The sequence below is a fragment of the Rhizobium zaerense genome, from assembly GCF_051810725.1.
GTDB lineage: Bacteria > Pseudomonadota > Alphaproteobacteria > Rhizobiales > Rhizobiaceae > Rhizobium > Rhizobium leguminosarum_I.
In genome coordinates, this window is the sequence record NZ_CM132690.1 from 4,231,479 (window position 1) to 4,250,084 (window position 18,606).

General features: G+C 58.7%; 27 protein-coding genes and 1 tRNA gene. 10 read left to right on the forward strand and 18 right to left on the reverse strand.

The genetic code is table 11. The annotated features are described in order from the left end of the window. Nucleotides 1–47: 47 nt before the first annotated feature. Entirely contained in the window at nt 48–1,679 is a 1,632-nt protein-coding gene (locus ACS4RR_RS21070) for a hypothetical protein (protein ID WP_456189318.1), read from the forward strand. 135 nt (nt 1,680–1,814) lie between these two features. Here ACS4RR_RS21070 and ACS4RR_RS21075 read toward each other — a convergent pair whose 3' ends face one another. Then, a complete protein-coding gene (locus ACS4RR_RS21075; RefSeq protein ID WP_456189319.1) occupies nt 1,815–2,156 on the reverse strand; it encodes a hypothetical protein in 342 nt (113 codons plus the stop codon). A gap of 27 nt (nt 2,157–2,183) precedes the next feature. After that, complete coding sequence (locus ACS4RR_RS21080) at nt 2,184–2,501, reverse strand: hypothetical protein (RefSeq protein WP_456189320.1); 318 nt, start codon at nt 2,499–2,501, stop codon at nt 2,184–2,186. A gap of 73 nt (nt 2,502–2,574) precedes the next feature. Between ACS4RR_RS21080 and ACS4RR_RS21085 the strand changes: the two genes are divergently transcribed. From ACS4RR_RS21085 to ACS4RR_RS21105, 5 genes are read left to right on the forward strand one after another with little or no spacing between them, the layout of a single operon-like run. Continuing rightward, nucleotides 2,575–3,045, forward strand: a complete 471-nt coding sequence (locus tag ACS4RR_RS21085) for an N-acetylmuramoyl-L-alanine amidase (RefSeq protein WP_456189321.1) — start codon at nt 2,575–2,577, stop codon at nt 3,043–3,045. A gap of 1 nt (nt 3,046) precedes the next feature. Beyond that, the gene (locus ACS4RR_RS21090) at nt 3,047–3,340 is read left to right on the forward strand and encodes a hypothetical protein (RefSeq protein WP_456189322.1); all 294 of its coding nucleotides are present in this window, start codon (nt 3,047–3,049) and stop codon (nt 3,338–3,340) included. Continuing rightward, nucleotides 3,337–3,573 (forward strand): hypothetical protein, encoded by a 237-nt coding sequence (locus tag ACS4RR_RS21095; RefSeq protein ID WP_456189323.1) that lies wholly within the window; start codon nt 3,337–3,339, stop codon nt 3,571–3,573. The genes ACS4RR_RS21090 and ACS4RR_RS21095 overlap by 4 nt, the downstream gene beginning before the upstream one ends. Further along, nucleotides 3,566–3,892: a hypothetical protein gene (locus ACS4RR_RS21100; RefSeq protein ID WP_456189324.1), complete on the forward strand. Its 327-nt coding sequence runs from the start codon at nt 3,566–3,568 to the stop codon at nt 3,890–3,892. The genes ACS4RR_RS21095 and ACS4RR_RS21100 overlap by 8 nt, the downstream gene beginning before the upstream one ends. Continuing rightward, the gene (locus ACS4RR_RS21105) at nt 3,889–4,122 is read left to right on the forward strand and encodes a hypothetical protein (RefSeq protein WP_456189325.1); all 234 of its coding nucleotides are present in this window, start codon (nt 3,889–3,891) and stop codon (nt 4,120–4,122) included. Before ACS4RR_RS21100 ends, ACS4RR_RS21105 begins: the two co-directional genes overlap by 4 nt. Before the next feature lies 1 nt (nt 4,123). Here ACS4RR_RS21105 and ACS4RR_RS21110 read toward each other — a convergent pair whose 3' ends face one another. The 9 genes from ACS4RR_RS21110 to ACS4RR_RS21150 all read right to left on the reverse strand — a co-directional run bounded on the left by ACS4RR_RS21110 (nt 4,124) and on the right by ACS4RR_RS21150 (nt 9,233). Then, nucleotides 4,124–4,621: a hypothetical protein gene (locus ACS4RR_RS21110; protein WP_456189326.1), complete on the reverse strand. Its 498-nt coding sequence runs from the start codon at nt 4,619–4,621 to the stop codon at nt 4,124–4,126. A gap of 71 nt (nt 4,622–4,692) precedes the next feature. Further along, nucleotides 4,693–5,286: a hypothetical protein gene (locus ACS4RR_RS21115; RefSeq protein WP_456189327.1), complete on the reverse strand. Its 594-nt coding sequence runs from the start codon at nt 5,284–5,286 to the stop codon at nt 4,693–4,695. 791 nt (nt 5,287–6,077) lie between these two features. Next, nucleotides 6,078–6,398, reverse strand: a complete 321-nt coding sequence (locus tag ACS4RR_RS21120) for a hypothetical protein (RefSeq protein ID WP_456189328.1) — start codon at nt 6,396–6,398, stop codon at nt 6,078–6,080. Next, nucleotides 6,398–6,709 (reverse strand): hypothetical protein, encoded by a 312-nt coding sequence (locus tag ACS4RR_RS21125; protein WP_456189329.1) that lies wholly within the window; start codon nt 6,707–6,709, stop codon nt 6,398–6,400. The genes ACS4RR_RS21120 and ACS4RR_RS21125 overlap by 1 nt, the downstream gene beginning before the upstream one ends. A 574-nt stretch (nt 6,710–7,283) precedes the next feature. Beyond that, nucleotides 7,284–7,679, reverse strand: coding sequence for a hypothetical protein (locus ACS4RR_RS21130; RefSeq protein ID WP_456189330.1), 396 nt, complete (start codon nt 7,677–7,679; stop codon nt 7,284–7,286). Beyond that, the gene (locus ACS4RR_RS21135) at nt 7,666–7,899 is read right to left on the reverse strand and encodes a hypothetical protein (RefSeq protein WP_456189331.1); all 234 of its coding nucleotides are present in this window, start codon (nt 7,897–7,899) and stop codon (nt 7,666–7,668) included. The genes ACS4RR_RS21130 and ACS4RR_RS21135 overlap by 14 nt, the downstream gene beginning before the upstream one ends. Next, on the reverse strand, nt 7,896–8,225 hold the full coding sequence (locus tag ACS4RR_RS21140; protein WP_456189332.1) for a hypothetical protein: 330 nt from the start codon (nt 8,223–8,225) through the stop codon (nt 7,896–7,898). The genes ACS4RR_RS21135 and ACS4RR_RS21140 overlap by 4 nt, the downstream gene beginning before the upstream one ends. Next, the gene (locus tag ACS4RR_RS21145; RefSeq protein ID WP_456189333.1) at nt 8,215–8,340 is read right to left on the reverse strand and encodes a hypothetical protein; all 126 of its coding nucleotides are present in this window, start codon (nt 8,338–8,340) and stop codon (nt 8,215–8,217) included. The genes ACS4RR_RS21140 and ACS4RR_RS21145 overlap by 11 nt, the downstream gene beginning before the upstream one ends. Beyond that, complete coding sequence (locus ACS4RR_RS21150) at nt 8,337–9,233, reverse strand: hypothetical protein (protein ID WP_456189334.1); 897 nt, start codon at nt 9,231–9,233, stop codon at nt 8,337–8,339. The genes ACS4RR_RS21145 and ACS4RR_RS21150 overlap by 4 nt, the downstream gene beginning before the upstream one ends. A 109-nt stretch (nt 9,234–9,342) precedes the next feature. On the opposite strand from ACS4RR_RS21150, the gene ACS4RR_RS21155 reads away from it, so the two are divergent. Further along, a complete protein-coding gene (locus ACS4RR_RS21155) occupies nt 9,343–9,732 on the forward strand; it encodes a hypothetical protein (protein WP_456189335.1) in 390 nt (129 codons plus the stop codon). 1 nt (nt 9,733) lies between these two features. Here the strand turns inward: ACS4RR_RS21155 and ACS4RR_RS21160 are convergent, their stop codons facing one another. Both ACS4RR_RS21160 and ACS4RR_RS21165 read right to left on the reverse strand, forming a co-directional pair. Then, nucleotides 9,734–10,021 (reverse strand): hypothetical protein, encoded by a 288-nt coding sequence (locus ACS4RR_RS21160; RefSeq protein ID WP_456189336.1) that lies wholly within the window; start codon nt 10,019–10,021, stop codon nt 9,734–9,736. A gap of 171 nt (nt 10,022–10,192) precedes the next feature. Further along, nucleotides 10,193–10,269: transfer RNA gene (locus ACS4RR_RS21165), tRNA-Pro, on the reverse strand. A 263-nt stretch (nt 10,270–10,532) separates the two neighbouring features. On the opposite strand from ACS4RR_RS21165, the gene ACS4RR_RS21170 reads away from it, so the two are divergent. Continuing rightward, entirely contained in the window at nt 10,533–10,940 is a 408-nt protein-coding gene (locus ACS4RR_RS21170; RefSeq protein WP_017963207.1) for a hypothetical protein, read from the forward strand. A gap of 239 nt (nt 10,941–11,179) precedes the next feature. Here the strand turns inward: ACS4RR_RS21170 and ACS4RR_RS21175 are convergent, their stop codons facing one another. Then, a complete protein-coding gene (locus tag ACS4RR_RS21175) occupies nt 11,180–11,329 on the reverse strand; it encodes a hypothetical protein (RefSeq protein WP_456189337.1) in 150 nt (49 codons plus the stop codon). Between the two features lie 300 nt (nt 11,330–11,629). On the opposite strand from ACS4RR_RS21175, the gene ACS4RR_RS21180 reads away from it, so the two are divergent. Next, nucleotides 11,630–11,965 carry a DUF982 domain-containing protein gene (locus ACS4RR_RS21180; protein WP_456189338.1) on the forward strand — a complete coding sequence of 112 codons (336 nt, stop codon included), beginning with the start codon at nt 11,630–11,632 and terminating at the stop codon, nt 11,963–11,965. A gap of 77 nt (nt 11,966–12,042) precedes the next feature. Here the strand turns inward: ACS4RR_RS21180 and dinB are convergent, their stop codons facing one another. Beyond that, nucleotides 12,043–13,131: a DNA polymerase IV gene (dinB, locus tag ACS4RR_RS21185; protein ID WP_456189339.1), complete on the reverse strand. Its 1,089-nt coding sequence runs from the start codon at nt 13,129–13,131 to the stop codon at nt 12,043–12,045. A gap of 179 nt (nt 13,132–13,310) precedes the next feature. On the opposite strand from dinB, the gene ACS4RR_RS21190 reads away from it, so the two are divergent. Then, nucleotides 13,311–13,619, forward strand: a complete 309-nt coding sequence (locus ACS4RR_RS21190) for a hypothetical protein (RefSeq protein WP_260057509.1) — start codon at nt 13,311–13,313, stop codon at nt 13,617–13,619. 411 nt (nt 13,620–14,030) lie between these two features. Here the strand turns inward: ACS4RR_RS21190 and ACS4RR_RS21195 are convergent, their stop codons facing one another. The 3 genes from ACS4RR_RS21195 to ACS4RR_RS21205 form a co-directional block, all read right to left on the reverse strand. Next, nucleotides 14,031–17,426 (reverse strand): acyl-[ACP]--phospholipid O-acyltransferase, encoded by a 3,396-nt coding sequence (locus ACS4RR_RS21195; RefSeq protein ID WP_456189340.1) that lies wholly within the window; start codon nt 17,424–17,426, stop codon nt 14,031–14,033. Nucleotides 17,427–17,519: 93 nt separating this feature from the next. Beyond that, nucleotides 17,520–17,801: a YiaA/YiaB family inner membrane protein gene (locus ACS4RR_RS21200; protein WP_170278609.1), complete on the reverse strand. Its 282-nt coding sequence runs from the start codon at nt 17,799–17,801 to the stop codon at nt 17,520–17,522. 49 nt (nt 17,802–17,850) lie between these two features. Continuing rightward, on the reverse strand, nt 17,851–18,537 hold the full coding sequence (locus ACS4RR_RS21205; RefSeq protein WP_456189341.1) for a PspA/IM30 family protein: 687 nt from the start codon (nt 18,535–18,537) through the stop codon (nt 17,851–17,853). Nucleotides 18,538–18,606: the final 69 nt, after the last annotated feature.

Genomic DNA, 18,606 nt, shown 5'->3' on the forward strand with positions numbered 1-18,606 from the left:
CAATCACTTCATTTTCAGGTTGCCGCCGACAAGCTCCCGGGTTCCCATTGCTTCACGACTGTCAAAAGGCAGCGGAAAACAAAGGGTTTAAAATGGAAAAGAAAATTGGACGGCCGAAGTCCTTCAATTCGGCAGCAGACGCAGCGCTCATCGCCAGTCTGAGAAACCAGGGTCTAAAGCCAAGAGAAATTCGCGAGCAGACGGGTTTCACCAAGTGGCAATACCAGACCGCCGCCGCAATGTTGGCATTCGGCACGATTCAAGAAACCTCAAAACCGACCGAAATCACACCAGAAGCAGCGGAAATCGAACCAAAAGCCACAAAAGCCGAAAAACCGAAGCCGCCGCGCCTCACTAAAATCCCGGTCATCGAAGCAAACTTGGAGTCCGGAAAAGTCCACCGGTTCATCGTCACCGCAGCCCAGGACGACACCCCGAAATTCGAAGCCTTCTGGACCAGTCTCTGTACCTATTCCCGCTTCATGGGCGCTTCCATGATCACCTGCGGCCTCACCTACCAGAAGGGCCTCTTCGAAGATCATGCGATCTCGACCGCAACCTACGACAAAGACGTCGAAGATTACCTGATCGTCGAGCGCATTCAGCTCACTCCAGACCTCCTCATCATTTGTGACGCAAACGTTCTGCCTACCACAGCTAATCCGCTTCAAGGATGGCAGACGGCGAACAAGGGTGGGCATGTCGTCATCCCGTCGACGAGGATCGCACTGGAAAGTATCCCGCGCATGCAGGACGACCCGCCGCGCTTCGCCATCTCGACCGGCTGTTGCACGCTTCCGTCCTACACGCCACGCGCTGCCGGGCGGAAGGCCATGTTCCACCACACCTACGCCGCTCTCCTGATCGAGATCGACATCGACGGTGAGTGCTTCTTCCACCAGTTGGTCCCCGATGAAGACGGTGCGTTCCAACACCTCGACCGCATCGTTGACGGCGAGAGCATGACATTCGGAAATCGGGTCAAGGCAATCACCTGGGGCGACGTCCATCACGATCAACTCGATCCGGCGATTGCCCTCTCTACCTGGGGCTACTGCACTGCCGAGAAAAAGGTGGTCACCCAAAAGTCGCTCTCCGGATACCTCCAGGCCGAATACGAGTTCGTCCACGACACACTCGACTTCCGCCGTCGCAATCACCACGGACTTCACGATCCACACGAACGCGCTCGTATCAACGTAGTGACGAATTCTAACGTCGAGAGCGAGGTTGCCGAGGCCGCAGCCTTCGTCAACGCGATCTCCCGTGACGGATGCCGGACAATCGTCGTCGAGAGCAATCATGATGCCGCGATCGCGAAATGGCTCAAGAATCCGGAAGGGATGTTCGACGCCGAGAACGCCTATTACTGGCACTTGCTGAACAGCGTCTGGCACCGGGAAATTCGGGCGGAAAACGACAACTTCAACCCGGTTCACGAAGCGCTCCGGATGGCCGGTCTTGCCGACCACGTCGACTTCATTGGTTCGGGCGAGAGCTTCACCATTCTCGACATCGAACATGGTCTTCACGGCGATATCGGTGTCGGCGGATCGCGGGGAACACCTCAACAATTCCGACGCTTCGGCCGACGGACGTCCACCGGCCACACATTCACCAAGCATCATGGACGGAGCCTACGTTACAGGTCTCGCCGCAAAGCTCCGGCAGGGCTATAACAAGGGGCCGACACGATGGGCTCATGCACACATCGTGCTCAACCCGAATGGCAAGCGCGGCATGATCCTGATGCACGCAGACGGACGGTTCCAGGCGATGGGTGATGTAGTTCAAGTCCCCTACTCCGAAGCAGCTTAACCTCGAAGTCCAATCTTCCGATCAAGCTCTTCAACCGCATCGCGTGCAGTTATTACCTTTTCGTCTAGGAGACGGTGTGCGGTGCGGACGATATCGAGAGCTTCCTGGTGCCGCTGAACGCGATCAGCGTTGTCTTTCTTCCGATATTCATCGACCTGCGAGAACATGATCGCGATATAGGAAAATATCGCAATCAGCCCTACTGAAATTAGAGACTCTGGTGAATGCAGCAGCCAGTCGAGGCCGTAATCCCATATTCGAAAGCCGATCAGGCCGAAGAATATCAACGTCGCAATCAGCCACATCAGCATTATGAAGCCAGTTTGTCTCTCACCCATCACCGTCACCCCCCATTTGAGGTGACGTTACTTTTGATCTTTGTCTTTTTCTAGCTGCTCGATCCTAGTACGGAGCGCGGCCAAGACCATGTCCACAGCCGCGTCGACACCATTGATTTTGTCTTCGCCGAATTCCAACCGATCCGCTTTAAGATTCTGCTGATCCTTCGGCATTCTCGTGTCGATGGACCAGACTTTCCACGGCTTGAAACCATCGCGCCGCTCGATGAACACGATAAAAGGAAAGCGAGGGTCTTCAAAATATCCGGCTTTGCCGTCCCCTATCATCGTCTTCAGATGACGGATCGCGTGCTCGTCAAATCTTATTGCATCAACGTCTTGCATCTTGCATTTTCCGCTTGGTCAATTCGGCCGACGGGGTTCCCATGAGGTAACAGTATTACACCATGGAACTCGAATGCGGCCCATCGACACTATCATCGTCCATTGCACAGCAACGCCTGAGGGCCGTGAAATTTCCCTGCAGACGCTCATCAAAGAGCATCAAGCACGCGGGTGGCGAACAATTGGTTACCACTACATCATTCATTTGGACGGAACCGTCGAAGCTGGACGACCGGTGGAGGAAGTCGGCGCACACGTTGCGGGGCACAACGCCGGGTCTATCGGCGTCAGTTACATCGGCGGCGTTGAGAAGGACGGCAAGACCCCGAAAGATACGCGTACTCAAGCTCAGAAGGCCGCTCTCCGCAAGCTCATCGCCGATCTCATCAAGAGGTTCCCCGGGGTCAAGAAAGTTGCCGGTCACCGCGACTTCTCCCCAGACCTCAATAAGGACGGCAAGGTCAGCCAGCGGGAGTGGATCAAAGCCTGCCCTTGTTTCGACGCCGTTCCCGAGTTTGCCGACCTCCTGAAGAAGGCGGCCTGACATGGGGAAATCGATTCCAGACAAGGTTGATCCTTACGTCCCTCGGACCTCGATCCTAATTCGTGAACATCTGACCACGCTCATCCTCCAGCGCATTGACGCGCTTGGCATCAGTGCTGCCGAGGTTGCAAAATACTACGGCACCTTCCGCAAGGGCTACATCGAGATGATGCGTGACGGGGTCGTCTTCGGAGAGAAGCGATTGTTCTCCATGTGCGAGGCTCTCGAAATCTTCCCGGTCATCAGCCTGGCGAAGAACCGAAGAGATCAGTACCGCCTAATGGAGGCTGCATGACCAGACCTCCCCGCGACCAGAAATCCCGTAGGTATTCCAAACGCCTGACCGCCGGGAGCCTGGCAGGCATCTTCGCGTTGGCCGCGCTCGGCCGAGAAGCGGATGTCATCTACGCCGTCAGCTCTGCCGCCGTGGCACATCTCCTACTGTACATGGGCACCGGCCATCTCGATCTGCGCTCAATTCTCGCGAGCGAGCTGCTGAAGCTCAGGAAGCGAGGGGCCGATGTTTAATTTTGGGCTGTCAACATATCTCAAGCTCGGTGCCGTCATTGTTATCCTCGCCGTGGTCGGCTTCGGCTACTGGCACTACACCTCCCTTGTCGATCAGGTCTCGTCTCTCAAGATCGAGCTGGCCGACAAGGACAATCAACTGCGATCCGCCAAGGCTGCAGTCGATGCCATGAACGACGTCGTCAAGGACGCAGAAGTCCAGCAGGCAAAGTCTTCGACCCTCCAGACCGCCATCGCCAAGGCACGGGTCGCCGATGATGTCGAGCTGCCGAAGCCTTTGGCTGATGCCTTCCTGCAAAGGTTTGGAGGCGAGCAATGATCGGTAGGATCGCGGCGGCTGCCAGCTTCGTTTTCATCACCGGGATGGTCGTGTCCTGTGCTTCAACGATCCCACCTGCGTTGCTGGTGTGCAAGGATGAGCCGCGATACACCGGCCGCCCGAACGTGTCCGCTGCCGACCTCCTGGAGTTCACCGACAAGGTGGCGATTGCCGGTGCCGATTGCAGGGCCAGGCTGCGGGCCGTTAAGAAGATCACAGATGGGAAATAATTTAGTCACGCTTTGAATCACGCTCCTGCCTGCTAGCAGCGACTGTGTAGTTCAATTCCCATTCAGCGCGGATGCCTTCGTCGCTCGGCATGAGAGCATCCGGTTCGAGCTTCTCTGGAAGGAACTCATCGGCATTCTTTTTCCATTCGAATTGATGGATTAACCACGGAACACTCAAGAGCGCGGTGGCAAAAATATAGGTCCAAATCGTTGTAGCAGGCGGACCGAAATAGCTGATGCAGAGCCATGCGGCACCAGCGGCGCTAATGCCCACGGTGCGACCGGTGAGCATATCCTGCTTCTTATCGTAGAGTTCCATTTCAAGCCGATTGATGTACGACTGTACCTCTTCGGGTAGTTCGTCGACTGTTGCAGCCGGATGGTTTGGTTGCATCCGAAACGCGTCGAGCCTTCGCTTCTCCGCTTCGGTCATTTTTCCCTTGTAAGTGGGCTGGCGATACCACGGCAGCACCTCTTTCTTGCGACGCGTCCACCACATGCCTATCCCCTCTTATTGGTCTGCATGCAGTAGAAATATCGTGCAACACTCGCGGAGGGAACTGGCTAACCTCATGCTGCTTCGCCGATCTTCTCTCGGGCGTAAGCTTCAAGGACCCGAAGTCGCAATTCATCGGGCGTCGAGTTCCAGGTAACACCCTCCATTTGGTAATCGACCAGACACCAGTGGTCGAAATTGAAGACGTCGCAAACCTGATCGGCGGTCACCAGACCGGATCGCAGAAGTCTGCGAAGACGGGATCGACGTTGAGCCCGTTCGTCCAATCCAGATTTGAGCTGCCATTGACCGCTTGGACCGGCTACCCACGAGGCACCTTCGACATCGGCCAAAAACTGGGCCTGCCAAAGCCACCTTGCCTCGAATAGCTGATCATCGTTGTCGTCGAATATGACGAACGCTGATCCCGGACTCGCGGTCGACCGGGCCGTGCGCTTGACCCATTCCACGCAGACTCGCCAGTAGTTGTCTGGCGATATCGTTCTGTCTTCATTGTACGAGGCATAGGCTTCAATCGTGCGAGGCTCTTTGCCCAGGAATTCTGCGAGGCCCTCGATCTGCTCGGCATATTTTGCCTTCGGTGTCGGACCGAATTTTACCAGCAAATCCCGCAGTCGATATGGCATTTCATGATGCTTCATTTTCATGATGCTTCCCCTTTGTTGGAGGACAACAGCGTCCTCACTAACAAGGGTTTGATCGAAATCGGCCTGTGGCAAGCATATGTGGGATGAATTCATTCGGTTGCGTAAAAAACGCGGGAGAATATTAGCGCCGTCAACACAATAAATTTTGCAAGTTTGTGGGGCTGTCGGCTGATTTGTTCCATTCGCCGCCGAAACGCATAGTCAGGCTCTCCAAATAATAGAAGTTAGGGAGCTTCATCATGTTTAGATTTCTTGCCGCCGTCGTCCGAGCAATCATCGAGTTGGCACTAACCAGCATCAATGCCGCTACCGCATTTCTCGATTGGCTGCTTGCCAAACTGACAGGTGGCGGAGGCGCGGCCCCGGCTGATCCGGTTAAAAACCTGGAGGCCGCTTTGCCGGATGAAAGCCGAATTGATAAAGCTCGCGACTTGGAGCGGGGAAAAGCCGCTGTCGCTGATCACATCCGGACTATGTCGCCTGAAATGCAGGTCAAGCTGTTTGCTTGTGCAAGCGAAGAAGACCGATTGCAGGCCGACTTGTCGCTGCTAACACCTGAGCAGACCACCTGGCTTATCGACCTCTCCGATGATCAGCTCAAGTCTGTAGGTGAGACCTCAGATCGAAGGATCGCAGCTGCACTTGCTGGTGAGCATAACGCAATCACCGCGATCCGGAGTGTCGGTCAGCCCGAGCCGGACGACAATGCTTGGCTTGCGCACCGGATTGACGCAAAAAGAGCGGCCTCTTTCGCGGACCGCTCCCTCTCACAACGTCGGATATGCCGTCCACTAACGGGCAGAAACTTTCTGTTTCAGGCCAAGCCGCTGCGCACGCTCCGAGTAGAGCATGCGAATGCAGTTATCCAAGTAGCCTGGCTCCTCTGCGAGCCAGTCTTTCCAGCGGTGCCAGGCCATTGCTTCCATCAATGCCTTCTCCTGGGCGGCATCATCGTCGTAGCTCCATGTGGAGTTCTCGGCGTCGCGTTCGAGCCGGTCGTTGAGGACCTCGTCGTAGATGGACCGGACCGAACGAAGCCCCGTCGCAAGGAACAGTTCCTTGACCGTCAGTTCGCCTGCCATCCACTTACCGATAGCTTCATTGATGTCCATTACGCAGCCGCCCGGCGACGAGCTGCCGCGAGATAGGTGGCGCTGGCTGCACGCAGGCGAGCGTTCTCCGCACGCAGCTGCTCGATCTCCGAGGCCTGCTGTACAGCGACATCGCAGAGCGACTGCGCACGGTCGATAGCGACGCCGAGCTGATGACGCAGAACTTGTGAATTCGAGGATTCGCGGGCCTGACGCATAGCCTGCAAACCGTTCATGTGAGCGTTCACGGCACCGCTCGCCAGCACAGCGAAGATCGCTCCGGTTTCCATCGCGGCAACGCCTGCAGGGTTCTTGGAAGTATACAACGACATGACCGGCTCCTTCTCAAATTCAACGCGATCATGATCGGATCGCACCCCTAAACAAGCTATTAATTTTGAGGTTAAAAACAACAGATAAATGCGGATTCTTCGAAAGAAAACACAACGCTTTCAGTAATTTGTGACAAACCCGGGGCAGATTTCAGATTTTGCCCCGGGTTGTCACATCGACAGACCGTCGTTATACTTTATAAGACATAGGTTATGGTATTTAGACCTTTAACAGCCTATCGGTTATCGTGGTGGCTTCCCCACGATCCAGCGATTGTTACCTTTAGAGCCGCACTTCCGGCACCGCAACAATGGAGCTAGGGTGTTGATGACGACGCTCGAATACTTTGCTTCCAGCCAGTCCCTATCCACCCAGCCTTCGCGTTCGCACCTCGAACACCGCCCACCTATCAGAACCCAAGAATTGATATCGCCAAGCAATCCCATAGCGACCTCGGTCAGTTCGGCAACTTCCTTCGGTTTGTCGACGATAACCGGCGGGTCAGGCATGCGCGTCAGATCGATGCCGCGACGATGTTTCACTGGCTCACACTCCGATGTGCGGAATATGTTCCTATTTTTTTCTCACGGACATTAATGTCAACACTTCTTCCGGATCGTCCCCGGTCATCAACGAAAGAAATTGCACGCCTGGCAGAGCGGACCAGTCGCGAGCACGGTCGACATCGATGATCGCATACGGCTGAGACGGCTCGGTTGCGTCGGGGATGTAGGGTCCGCTGTCGATAACTACCGCTGGATATCGGACTTCACTACCGCAGCGGACGCGGAAATTTGCAAGGACGCGCAAACCTGTGCCCCGGACCGCTGGCCGCAGGATTGAGACGATATCGCTGATCAAGAGGGAGCGAGCTTGCGTCGATGATTCCAGCGGGACCGGGCGGCTGTCGACGAACTCGTAGCGAACTGGCTGCTGGCTTTCCCAGATCAGGAATTCACCGAGGTTCATCGGGTTGCTCTCGGATGTGCCGGAGTACAAAGTCGGTGCCTTGCTCCAGGGTTAGAATTTCATCGCGCATCAAGTCTGCGATCAGGAGACTGGTTCGGTCGGCCTCAACACTGCCATCGCTGAGCCGCGTAAACTGAACCGCCAGCCACGCTGCTTCGTCAATTGCGACCTCAACGCCGTGCTTTTTAGCAAGCTCTTCGACTTCCTCGGCGACGCTCATTCCGGTGTCCAGCTATACCGCTCCGAGTTCTTGGCAACGCGCTCTTCGGTGATCGACCCACTTTTTTCTTCGGCGATCTCGAATTCCGCTCGTGCGATCAGCAGTTCTTCGAAGAATTCGATTTCGTCTTTATGCACACCCTTCAAAAATTCAGCTTGGTCGGTCGGCGTGCTATCGAGAAATGCCTGGTACTTGTCGAGATCACGCAGCCGAAAGCCTGGCCCAGTCGGCATGCTCTTGATCCGCAGCGTGCGGTTGACAACGGCATGGTACTCTTCGAAATCGTTATTGATCTGACGAAGCAGGTGTTTCTGTTCAGGTGTCACGATGCACCTCCTCAATTCGGCCGCCCAGCAGCCCAGCCGTATACGCCTCCTTGATCTCATTGCGGCCAATCAGCTTGAGCTTCGGCATGGCTTGCTGGACAAGCTTCGTGATCATCGTATGAACACTCCTAACACACTCGCCGCCGCAATAATCCAGAGAGCGATCTTAATGCTTTTGAGGTTTGCCGTCGACTGTGCCGGGGCGTCGGGCGCAGGTTCAGGGGCGCTAGCGGTGTCTGCGACGAACTGAGTTTCCTGGACGTCCGGTTCCTCCAACGTCGCAGGCTTGTCGAAGCCGAATCGAACCTGCATTAAACGAGCCGGTGCATAACTTTGGTCGGGCAGTAGGAAATTCTGCGGATGGTGCCAATCCCTCAATCCTGCTTCGACCTCACTCTGGTAGATAGCAACCAGGGCAGCGACCTGAAGCTGAGGCCGCGCCTTGCTTGAGCGAATTTCCCCGAACAGATCGCGTAGCTGGTCGGCGGCCATATAAAGCGTCAGATGGAGGTTGTCGCCCCCTGGCCTCAGATCACCCATGTCGTCCTTGAACAAGAACAATGACCCGCCGTCAGCGCCCCCATTCATTACGCTGACGATGTCCACGATCACATCTCGGAAAGTCTTCTCGTAAGCCGTATCGTCTCGATCGGATGGAGTGCGGCTAGGGTCGCGGACGAATGCACAGACGACCCGGTCTCGCTCGATTTGACCAAGCCCCATTATGCCGTATCCCGTTCGGCCTGGAGCCGGTTTGATCTGAGCAAACCTCAGCTTGTTGTATGCGGCGAACCCTTCTTTCGTTCTCGCCTGCCACTCGCCGCCGGGGAAATCAGCGAATATATTCTTTTCGAAATCTTGTTCAAAACCGCCGACCGCGCGGACCAGATCATATTCGGACAAGATGATCTTGAGGGTATGCCAATGTTCGAAATAGTGAAGTTTTTTTCCGGTCGAAATGCTGAACGAAATCGCATTTGTTCTCGCGAACTCTAGGTCTTTTTCCATAACATCCCTCGGCTGCAATGATCAAAGCTGAAGCATTGAGTTGCATAGAGTAAGCCGACGGGCAATCATTCTTTATTCACAGCCGGTGTACGGTACCGAGACCTTCTTCATGCTCTGGCATCCCACACTTTCGACGTTCCGTTTCAAGTCAAAAATCCTCGACACCAATGAAGCGTCCAGCGGAAAATGGCTGGTGCCGATCCAAATTCCTGATGTCGGTCTGATATGGGAGGACATCGAGGACGCGGCGCTCGCTGGCAGGCTGCTGGCGGTTAAGAAATCGACGGACGTTCTCGCCAGGAAGATCGGTCATCACCTGGTGTGCGTGTACTGTGCCACCTCGGATGAAGCTTGCGTCGGTGAGACACTGAAGGTGCTTCGAGACCTCGGAGTGGATGGAGACTTGCGATACAAATCTGACAAGGCCACCTTCGAATCGAAAGACCAGAATCTATACTCCTCTCGCGAATTCGAGGACCTAAGCCCGAAACATTTTTGACTTATCGAATTTCTCGGGAAATAGGTGGCACAGTTCCGCCATCAGCTTTCCAGCGGGTTGCCTCCGACCAAGGCTGACCGAGGGTAACCCGTGAGACAAACGAGGCACTCTCGATGATGTCGGCTAGTCCACGTCTATCCTCGTGCTCGAACAGATTGTCGATGTCGATGCCAGTAAGCTCAGGCCGCTCCTTGAAATGGTCGAGGACGAACTGGATGTTCCAGGCGTTCTGCGGATAGGCCAGAGCTTCATCAAAAAACGATCCAAGGTGGTCTTCGACAATATCCAAACACTCAGGCTTCATTTTCCCCTCAAGGTTTTAAATCGATTTTCAAGAAGTGGCAGACAGAAATCTCGTCAAAAGAGCCTAGATGTTTTCTGTCGGGATTTCTGTCGGGTCCGCCAATTTAGGGCCGATTTCGCGCTCAAAAAATTCGGGAAAAGCGCAATGAATTCAAGCTGGTCGGAGTGGAGTGATTCGAACACTCGACCCCCACGTCCCGAACGTGGTGCGCTACCAGACTGCGCTACACTCCGTGACCAGCGGCGCTTCTATAGAACAGCCTATCTGGTTGCACAAGCACCAAATTCCAAAAAGCCGGCGGAATTTTTGACGGGGTTGTGACGGGTCGGGAGGTCGGCGGCTGCAGCAAAAAGACACACCTGCCGCAAATCGAACTTAAGTCTCAATGGGGCAATTTTCTTTTGCCGGGTTCCGCGCTAAAGGGCACGACGGGACAGGCGAAACCGCTCACGGGGGCGGCTTGCCAGCCAATGCGCTAGAGATCAGGGACGACACGATGAATTTCCGCATGATGACCGCGGCCGGGCTTGCCATTGCGCTTGCCGGATGCACGACCATTCCTTCCGCCGGCAACCCGATCGAGGCCCGCTGGGTGGGCAAATCGGCCGGCGTCTTCTTTGCCGCTTACGGGCCGCCGATCAGCGACAGCGAGCAAGGATCGAGCACCATCTATACCTGGCGGGGCGGCTACAAGACCGTGCGCATCCCGGCGAAATATGCCGAAGGCGCCGATGGCAAGCGCGGCAAGCAGATCGCGTCGGCCCGCACCGCCTATCTGCGCTGCCAGGCCGAAATCACCACCAACTCCGATTACACGATCCGCGACATCCGCACCGTCGCCGACATCCCCGGCGTCAACGGCCCGTCCTATTGCGCGGAGTTTCTGGCGCCCGAACAGAAGTAACGGACGGTTTCCTCGGCACGGGGCCATTGTTGCTTGGTGCCGAGAGCCGCCCCTCATCCGGCTGCCGCCACCTTCTCCCCGCTCGCGGGGCGAAGGGACAACGCCGCGACCTCTCCGTTCCACACCAACCTCTGGCAGGGCACGTCCCCTCGCCCCGTTTACGGGGGTCCGCAGGACGGGGCGAGACACGTGGCTCGACCCCGGTAAGGTTGCAGTGAGGGGCTGAGTTTTCAACAAACTCACCGCAACTGATGACTCCAGCCCTCACGCCGCCTCCCCGCCTGCACCGCAGCTTCCGCCAGCTTCCGGGCCGCGACGAAATCCACCTTGCCCGAACCGAGCACCGGCACCTTGCCGATCCTGACCTCGGCCGGCACCATCATGTCCATGGCGCCCTTGGATTTGGCGTATCAGATGCATGTGGAATTCTCCTCGTCCCGCAAACTTCGGAGGTCCGAGGAGGTTCCGCCCGGCTCGAAATCGCGGATATCTGGTGGATGAAACCAATGGGGCGACGGACGGTCGCGCGTCGTTCAAGGATGTGCACCGGGCGCCTATGGCAGCCGGAGACGCAAGGTTGCGTCGTCGCACCGATCAAAAATTGGGCTGGTCCTGGGCTCTTGAACGGTCCGCTGTCACCCACAATATCATTTCGATCAGGATCATTGGTGGCATGAAAGGAGGAAATAATGCCGCTGAACGATGTCCCATGGGTTCGGCCGGTGAGACTCCGGTTGCAGTGCGGTTTGGAGCGCGCCTTCACAAGCGTCTACGACGCCCTGGATTTTCTCGAAAACGAGTGGCCGCTGCGTCATGGAGAGCGCCATGATCGGGCGGTGAAGACGTGTCGCGGTGCCCTCAACGGCATCATACCGAGCATGGTCGCGCGGGAGGCTTTTGTCGCAGCCTGCCTCGAAGCCGGCATGCCGACGGTGCTGGCCCCCTGGACGGCCAAACCCGCCGCGCATCCGCCCAGGCCGGCGCGTCAGGTTGGCGACCGATATCAAAGACGCCACGCACATTGACGCGAGGAGAGCGCGAGCAAAGCTCAGGATGTCAGCGCGCGGCGTGACGCCGCTTCCGCCCAGCCGATGCTCGCGGCCTAAAAAGTCAGCCGCAGCTGCGGTTCCGCGGCCGGTGCTCGTCCTTCCAGCGAGGAGAGGGTGACGCCGAGCAGCCGTATGCCCTTTCGCGGCGGAAAGATCGGCGCGAGCAGCAGGTTGACCAGATCCTCGAGGTCGGCTATTGCCGGCAGGGGTGCCAGAACCGTCTTGCTGCGGGTGATCTGGCTGAAGTCGGCATATTTCACCTTGAGCGTCACTGTCTTGGCCGCGATGCCGTTGGCCTCGCAGTAAGCCCACACCTTTTCGATCAGCGGCTGGAGCCCTTCGCGAGCAGGCTCGAAGGCGTGGAGGTCCTCTGAGAAGGTATCTTCCGCGCCGACGGATTTGCGCACCCGGTCGGGCTTGACCTGGCGCTCGTCGATGCCGCGGGCGATGCCGTAAAAATAAGGCCCCGACTTGCCGAAATGCTCGACGAGGAACTCGAGTGTCTTCTCCTTGAGATCGGCGCCTGTTTCGATCCCGAGTTGATGCATCTTCTCGGTGGTTGCCGGTCCGACGCCATGGAATTTCCGGACGGGAAGCTGCTCGACGAAGGCCGGCCCGTTCTTCGGCGTGATCACAGCCTGGCCGTTCGGCTTGTTGAGGTCACTTGCCATCTTGGCAAGGAACTTGTTGTAGGAAATCCCGGCCGACGCGTTGAGGCCGGTGACCTGCTTGATCTTGGCGCGGATCTCCAAAGCCACCTCGGTGGCGATCGTCATGCCTTTCAGATTTTGCGTCACATCGAGATAGGCCTCGTCGAGCGACAGCGGCTCGATCAGCGGCGTGTATTCGGCAAAGATCTCACGGATCTGCTGCGACACCGCCTTGTAGACGGCAAAGCGCGGCGGCACGAAGATCAGGTCAGGACATTTGCGCTTGGCGGTCACAGATGGCATTGCCGAGTGAACACCGAATTTGCGGGCCTCATAGCTCGCCGCCGCCACCACACCCCGGGCGGCCGACCCGCCGACGGCAATCGGTTTGCCGCGCAAGTCCGCATTATCGCGCTGCTCGACCGACGCATAAAAAGCATCCATGTCGACATGGACGATTTTCCGGACTGGGGGTGAGCTTGTCTCGTTCATGGCGGTTTCAGCGATCGCGATGGGATCGGCCTCTGAAATTGCGCGCCGAAACAAAAACAGAACATAGCAGGCTTGGAATGCGATATCAACGATTCCAATCGGCGGCCGGGACCGCCGTCGAAACTACCAGCCGCCCGAGGCGTTGTCATGCTGTGGACATCGATATCAGGAGGCAGCCAATGGCGGACGACAGCACGACCACGATCCGAGCCAGGTTCGAAACACGCGAAGCCGCCGATCTGGCGGTCGAACATCTGGTTCAGCAGCATGGGATTTCGAGGCCCGACATCTTTATCCAGTCGGCAAGCGACCGGAACAGTGCCGGTTCGGCGCCATCAGGCGGGGATGCCTCTCATGACGACGGCGCCCGTCGCGATGGGCCACTCGAAGGCGAGATCGAGGTCTCGGTGGATATCGCATCCCGCCAGGTCGCCGCCGTCCAGCGCAGTCTCCGAGCTGCCGGCGCAGTGCGTGTATCGAGCCGCTGAGCGTGGCCGATAATCTCTCGAAATGCCGCGCCGAGCGCAATTTCAAGACGACCAGCGGCGCGACGAAATCGTCCTGGCTTCACGACGACGGGTTGTTCTTCCAGCGCAGCCAGTTGTCGAAAGCGATTTCAACAGGGTCTGCCTGTCGATCCTGCGGGGGATCACCGCGCCGGCGCCCGTCTCAAGACCCCTCCCCAACCCCTCCCCACAAGGGGGAGGGGCTAACGTGCCGCACTGCTTCACGTGACCCCGCATCGTACCAAACTAACGGTAACAGCCGGCAGGACCTCTCCTTTGGTCGCCGCCGGGACCACGGCTTGGCCCCTCCGCCTTGTGGGGAGGGGTTGGGGAGGGGTCTTGCAACGCGCCTGCAACAATTCCGGTTTGCGCCTGAGGGCTGCCACACGACGCCTACGCCGCCTCCCCCGCCTGCGCCGCCATCTCCGCCAGCTTGCGCGCCGCGACGAAATCGACCTTGCCGGAACCGAGCACCGGCACCTTGCCGATATTGACCTCGGCCGGCACCATCATGTCCATGGCGCCCTTGGATTTGGCGAAGGCGAGGAATTCGGCGCGGGTGGCGGTGGGGGCGTCGGTGAGCAGCACCAGGCGCTCGCCCTTCTTGGCGTCGGGCATCGAGGAGACGACCGAGAGGGCGCCCGGCCAGAGCTCGGCGGCGAGCGTTTCGACGGCGGCGAGCGAGATCATTTCGCCGCCGATCTTGGCGAAGCGCTTGGCGCGGCCGCGGATCTTGACGAAGCCGTCCTCATCGATGGTGACGATGTCGCCGGTATCGTGCCAGCCGTCGGCGAGCGGCTCGAGCACGCCGGGCTTTTCGGCGCGGAGGTAACCGGCCATGACATTGGCGCCGCGCACATGCAGCCTTCCGCCCTCATCGATGCCGGGCACCGGTTCGAGCTTCCATTCCATGCCGGGCAGGATTTTGCCGACCGTGCCCGACTTGTTGTACATCGGCGTGTTGATGGAAATGACCGGCGCCGTCTCGGTGACGCCATAGCCTTCGAGGATGCGCAGGCCGAATTTTTCCATATAGGTCTGGCGGGTCGCGGCCTTCACCGGCTCGGCGCCGGAGAAGATATAGCGGATCGAGCGGAAATCGTAGGGATGCGCCGTCCTGGCATAGCCGTTGAGGAAGGTGTCGGTGCCGAAGATGATCGTGGCGTTGGAGACATAGATCAGCTCCGGCACGATGCGGTAATGCAGCGGCGACGGATAGAAATAAACCGGCACGCCCGAGATCAGCGGCAGCACCGTGCCGGCCGTCAGCCCGAAGGAATGGAACACCGGCAGGATGTTGAACACCTTGTCGCCGCTGTGGAAATCGATGCGGGCGGCGGCCTGGGCGGCATTCGACAAGATATTGCGGTGGGTGAGCACCACGCCCTTCGGCGTGCCTTCGGAGCCCGAGGTGAAGAGGATGACGGCGGGATCGTCCGGCCGGCGCTTGACCAGCGGCTGGCTCTTGCGGAGAAGACCGATGATCTTGTCCTTGAATGAGATTTCAGCCCGGAGATCGTCGAGCCAGACGATCGTCACCTGCTTTTCCATCTCCTCGATCACGGCACCGAGCTTCGCCTGGGTGACGAAGGCGCGCGAGGTCAGCACATGTTTGACCTCAGCCGCCTTGCAGGCGGAGAGGATATTGGCGGCACCGGCGGTGAAGTTCAGCATGGCCGGCACCTTGCCCGCCGTCATCACGCCGAGAAGGGTGGCGGCGGCGCCATTGGCATTCGGCAGCATGACGCCGAGATTGTTTTCCGGGAAGCGGGCGCGGAACTTGGCGCCGAGCACGGCAGCCCCGGTGAGCAGCTTGCCATAAGTCAGCCGGCCGGTGACCGGATCTTCGACGGCAAGCTTTTTCATGCCGAATTCATGGCCTGCCCGAATGACGCGGTCGAGCACGGTCGAGGAGGTATCGGCGGTCTGGAACAAGAGGTTCGACATCACCTGGTAGAGGGCAGCACCTGCCGCCGTGCGGCGCTTGCGGCCTTTCAGCTCCGGCGGCACTTCGAGCTTCACCGGCTCGAGAATGGTGACCTTGACCTTGGGGAACAGCCGGCGGCGGATCTTGCCGTTGTCGAGATAGGAGAGATAGCTCTTCTCCAGCCCGTCGATCTTCACCGGCACGACCATCGAGCCGGTCTTGTCGGCGACCATGGCCGCACCATCATAGACCTTCATCAGCGTGCCGGTCACCGTCAGGCGACCCTCGGGGAAGATGCCGATCGGGTTGCCGTCCTGCACCACCTTGATCAGCGACCGCGTCGCCATCGGCTTTGTCGGGTCGAGCGGCAGGAATTTGCACATCTTCAGGAAGGGCCGCACCCACCAGGCCTGGGCGATCTTGTAATCGACGGCAAAGGTCGGCTCTTCCTCGGTGATGGCCAGCGCCAAGGCGCCGTCGAGCAGGCTGACATGGTTGAGCGCGATGATCGGCGCGCGGCCGGCCTTCTTAATATTCTCGAGACCCTCGACTTCGAGGCGCATGAAGGCGCGGAACAGGATCGAGATGAAATCGCGGAAGGGATTGGTCGGCAGCGTCTTCAGCATCAGCCAGGCAACGGCGAAATTGATGATGCCGAGGCCGATCAGGATCTGAGGAATGGAAGCGCCCATCGCCTGGACGGCGGCAACGAGGCCGAGGCCGACGGTGATGAACAGGGCCGAGAGCACGTTGGCGGCGCCGATGACGCGGGCGCGGCGGTCCTCATGCGCCCAGGTCTGCAGGGCGGCGAAGGTCGGCACCGCGATGAAGGCGCCCGAGATCGCCATGCCGGCGAGATCGATGGCGACGCGGATGGTATTCTGACCAGTGAAGAAGCCGGCGATCGTCGTTGCATGGCTTGTGGATTGCAGGCCCCAGAGGTTCCAGGCGAGATCGAGGCTGAAGAGGCCGAGCAGCGCCGTGCCGACGGGGGCCGGCAGCAGCACGATGCGGCCGGACGACATCCAGGCGGCAATCGCCGATCCGACAGCGACGGCGATGGCAAAGACGGTGAGATAGGCCGGCACGACGATCTCGGAGCCGCCGAGCAGCTCGGTGACCATGGTCGGCAGGATCGACAGCACGAAGGCGCCGACCAGCCAGAACCAGCAATTCATCAGCGCCGAACGCCACAGGCGCTTGTCCTGGCGGATTTCCATGACGAGGGTGTAGCTGGAGCGGATGACATTGCGGTCGATTTCGAGATCCGGCGCCTTGGAGCCGGTGGGCGGGATCATCCGGCTGGCCAGCCAGCAGAGCACCGAAAGCCCCATCATCATCGTGCCGAAGATCAGCACATTGTCGCCGCCGGAGAAGGCGAAGGCGGCGATGATCGTGCCGGCGAGGATGGCGATGAAGGTGCCGCCCTCGATCCAGGCATTGGCCTTCGGCAGGTCGCGGCGTTCGAGATGATCGGGCAGGATGCCGTATTTGATCGGCCCGAACAGCGCTGAGACGACGCCGAAGCCGAACAGCGCCGCCATCAGCACAAAAATCGACGAGAAGGCCAGGCCGATAACGGCAAGGGCGGCGACCGCGATCTCGCAGCGTTTCAAGAGTTCGGCAATCTTTGCCTTGTCATGTTTGTCGGCGAGTTCGCCGCCGAGTGCGGAGAGCAGCAGGAAGGGCACGATCAGGATGACGCCGGCAAGCGTCACCAGGGCGGCCCCCTCGCTTGCCGACATCTTGAAGAGAATGAGGAACACCAGGGTGTTCTTGAGGAAATTGTCGTTGAAGGCCGTGAGGAACTGGGTCCAGAACAGCGGCGCGAATTTCCTGGAGGTCATCAGATTGTGTTGCACGGGCTCGTTCCTCTTTCGGCTGACAGAGAAGGCCACAGAGTTGTTACGCAAAAGTTGAATGCGTCAACAACTCTGCGCTGTGGTTAAGGAAGGTCAATCTTCATCGCTACGATTGAACTTGACGAGCAGCTTTTCGGTGCGGGCATCCTCGACCTTGCGGATCAGCTTTTCGGATTCGGCATTGTCGCGCAGCGTCTTGGTGATATTCACCGTGGTCTGCACCAGCATCAGAATGCCCATGGCGAGATAGCCTTTGCCCCAGAGATCGAGCGGCATCATGTAGAGGCCGAGCGCCAGCATGAAGGCGGCCGAGCCGAAGGAGACGTAGGAGAAGCTGACCCAGCTGGCGGAATGTTTCTGGAAACTGTCGTTCATATCAGTGGTCCCTATGGTTCGATGGATGAATGGTTGGATGGATGCAATTTCAGGCAGCAGGCGTGATGCGGCTCTTCAGCCGCGCCAGCACATCATCGGCGGATGAGTGCCGCGGCGCGCCGAAGCCGGCATTGGCAAGCTTTTCGATAATGCCGGCCGGGCGGATGGCGCCTTCCATGTCCTTCAGGGCGACGGCCGTCAGCTCATTCTGGCTCTGGCGCAGGCGAAGGCGGGCGAGGGTCTCCTCGGCATCGTCGAGCGTCGCCAGGCCCGGGCCGGCAACAACCACGTCGAGCTTCTGCGCCTCCTGCGTGGCGCGCGCCAGCCGCTCGCCGCGCTGCAGCTCCTGCAGCCGTGCCTCGGAAGCGCGGACGATGCCTTTCAGCTTGTCGATCGCGCTGGTGAACTGGCTCTGCGCCTTCTCGGACGCATCGCGCTCGGCTTCGAGATAGGCGATCGCCTCGGCCGCCTCGCGGGCCAGGCCCTCATTGCCCTTCGCCAAAGCGGCGGAGGCGCGGATTTCGAGATCGGCGATGCGGGCAACGATCGCCCCGTGCTGCCCCTTCTCCTGTTCGTTCTGGGCGATGGCGACCGCGACGCTGCGGCGGGCCGACTGGATCGACTGGGCGGCATCGCGGATCTGCTGGGCAAGCAGCGGCACGGCGTTGCGATCGGCGAAAGCCTGCTCGGCATCATGCGCCCTGCCCCGCAACAAAATGGAAATCAGTTTGAACATTTCCTTCCTCCGGTTTATGAACGTTGTTCACGAGAGTTGTTATGGCAGAATCATGAACGTCGTTCAAGA

What these genes read in the sequence shown, in the direction of transcription:
- ACS4RR_RS21135 (WP_456189331.1), bottom strand. Translation starts at nt 7,899, where the DNA reads ATGAGCGTCGCCGAGGAAGTCGAAGAGCTTGCTAAAAAGCACGGCGTT.
- ACS4RR_RS21075 (WP_456189319.1), bottom strand. Translation starts at nt 2,156, where the DNA reads ATGGGTGAGAGACAAACTGGCTTCATAATGCTGATGTGGCTGATTGCG.
- ACS4RR_RS21150 (WP_456189334.1), bottom strand. Translation starts at nt 9,233, where the DNA reads ATGGAAAAAGACCTAGAGTTCGCGAGAACAAATGCGATTTCGTTCAGC.
- ACS4RR_RS21205 (WP_456189341.1), bottom strand. Translation starts at nt 18,537, where the DNA reads ATGTTCAAACTGATTTCCATTTTGTTGCGGGGCAGGGCGCATGATGCC.
- ACS4RR_RS21130 (WP_456189330.1), bottom strand. Translation starts at nt 7,679, where the DNA reads ATGAACCTCGGTGAATTCCTGATCTGGGAAAGCCAGCAGCCAGTTCGC.
- ACS4RR_RS21170 (WP_017963207.1), top strand. Translation starts at nt 10,533, where the DNA reads ATGAATTTCCGCATGATGACCGCGGCCGGGCTTGCCATTGCGCTTGCC.
- ACS4RR_RS21090 (WP_456189322.1), top strand. Translation starts at nt 3,047, where the DNA reads ATGGGGAAATCGATTCCAGACAAGGTTGATCCTTACGTCCCTCGGACC.
- ACS4RR_RS21120 (WP_456189328.1), bottom strand. Translation starts at nt 6,398, where the DNA reads ATGGACATCAATGAAGCTATCGGTAAGTGGATGGCAGGCGAACTGACG.
- ACS4RR_RS21155 (WP_456189335.1), top strand. Translation starts at nt 9,343, where the DNA reads ATGCTCTGGCATCCCACACTTTCGACGTTCCGTTTCAAGTCAAAAATC.
- ACS4RR_RS21180 (WP_456189338.1), top strand. Translation starts at nt 11,630, where the DNA reads ATGCCGCTGAACGATGTCCCATGGGTTCGGCCGGTGAGACTCCGGTTG.
- ACS4RR_RS21080 (WP_456189320.1), bottom strand. Translation starts at nt 2,501, where the DNA reads ATGCAAGACGTTGATGCAATAAGATTTGACGAGCACGCGATCCGTCAT.
- ACS4RR_RS21095 (WP_456189323.1), top strand. Translation starts at nt 3,337, where the DNA reads ATGACCAGACCTCCCCGCGACCAGAAATCCCGTAGGTATTCCAAACGC.
- dinB (WP_456189339.1), bottom strand. Translation starts at nt 13,131, where the DNA reads ATGAACGAGACAAGCTCACCCCCAGTCCGGAAAATCGTCCATGTCGAC.
- ACS4RR_RS21105 (WP_456189325.1), top strand. Translation starts at nt 3,889, where the DNA reads ATGATCGGTAGGATCGCGGCGGCTGCCAGCTTCGTTTTCATCACCGGG.
- ACS4RR_RS21110 (WP_456189326.1), bottom strand. Translation starts at nt 4,621, where the DNA reads ATGTGGTGGACGCGTCGCAAGAAAGAGGTGCTGCCGTGGTATCGCCAG.
- ACS4RR_RS21115 (WP_456189327.1), bottom strand. Translation starts at nt 5,286, where the DNA reads ATGAAAATGAAGCATCATGAAATGCCATATCGACTGCGGGATTTGCTG.
- ACS4RR_RS21145 (WP_456189333.1), bottom strand. Translation starts at nt 8,340, where the DNA reads ATGATCACGAAGCTTGTCCAGCAAGCCATGCCGAAGCTCAAGCTGATT.
- ACS4RR_RS21100 (WP_456189324.1), top strand. Translation starts at nt 3,566, where the DNA reads ATGTTTAATTTTGGGCTGTCAACATATCTCAAGCTCGGTGCCGTCATT.
- ACS4RR_RS21125 (WP_456189329.1), bottom strand. Translation starts at nt 6,709, where the DNA reads ATGTCGTTGTATACTTCCAAGAACCCTGCAGGCGTTGCCGCGATGGAA.
- ACS4RR_RS21175 (WP_456189337.1), bottom strand. Translation starts at nt 11,329, where the DNA reads ATGGACATGATGGTGCCGGCCGAGGTCAGGATCGGCAAGGTGCCGGTG.
- ACS4RR_RS21200 (WP_170278609.1), bottom strand. Translation starts at nt 17,801, where the DNA reads ATGAACGACAGTTTCCAGAAACATTCCGCCAGCTGGGTCAGCTTCTCC.
- ACS4RR_RS21190 (WP_260057509.1), top strand. Translation starts at nt 13,311, where the DNA reads ATGGCGGACGACAGCACGACCACGATCCGAGCCAGGTTCGAAACACGC.
- ACS4RR_RS21085 (WP_456189321.1), top strand. Translation starts at nt 2,575, where the DNA reads ATGCGGCCCATCGACACTATCATCGTCCATTGCACAGCAACGCCTGAG.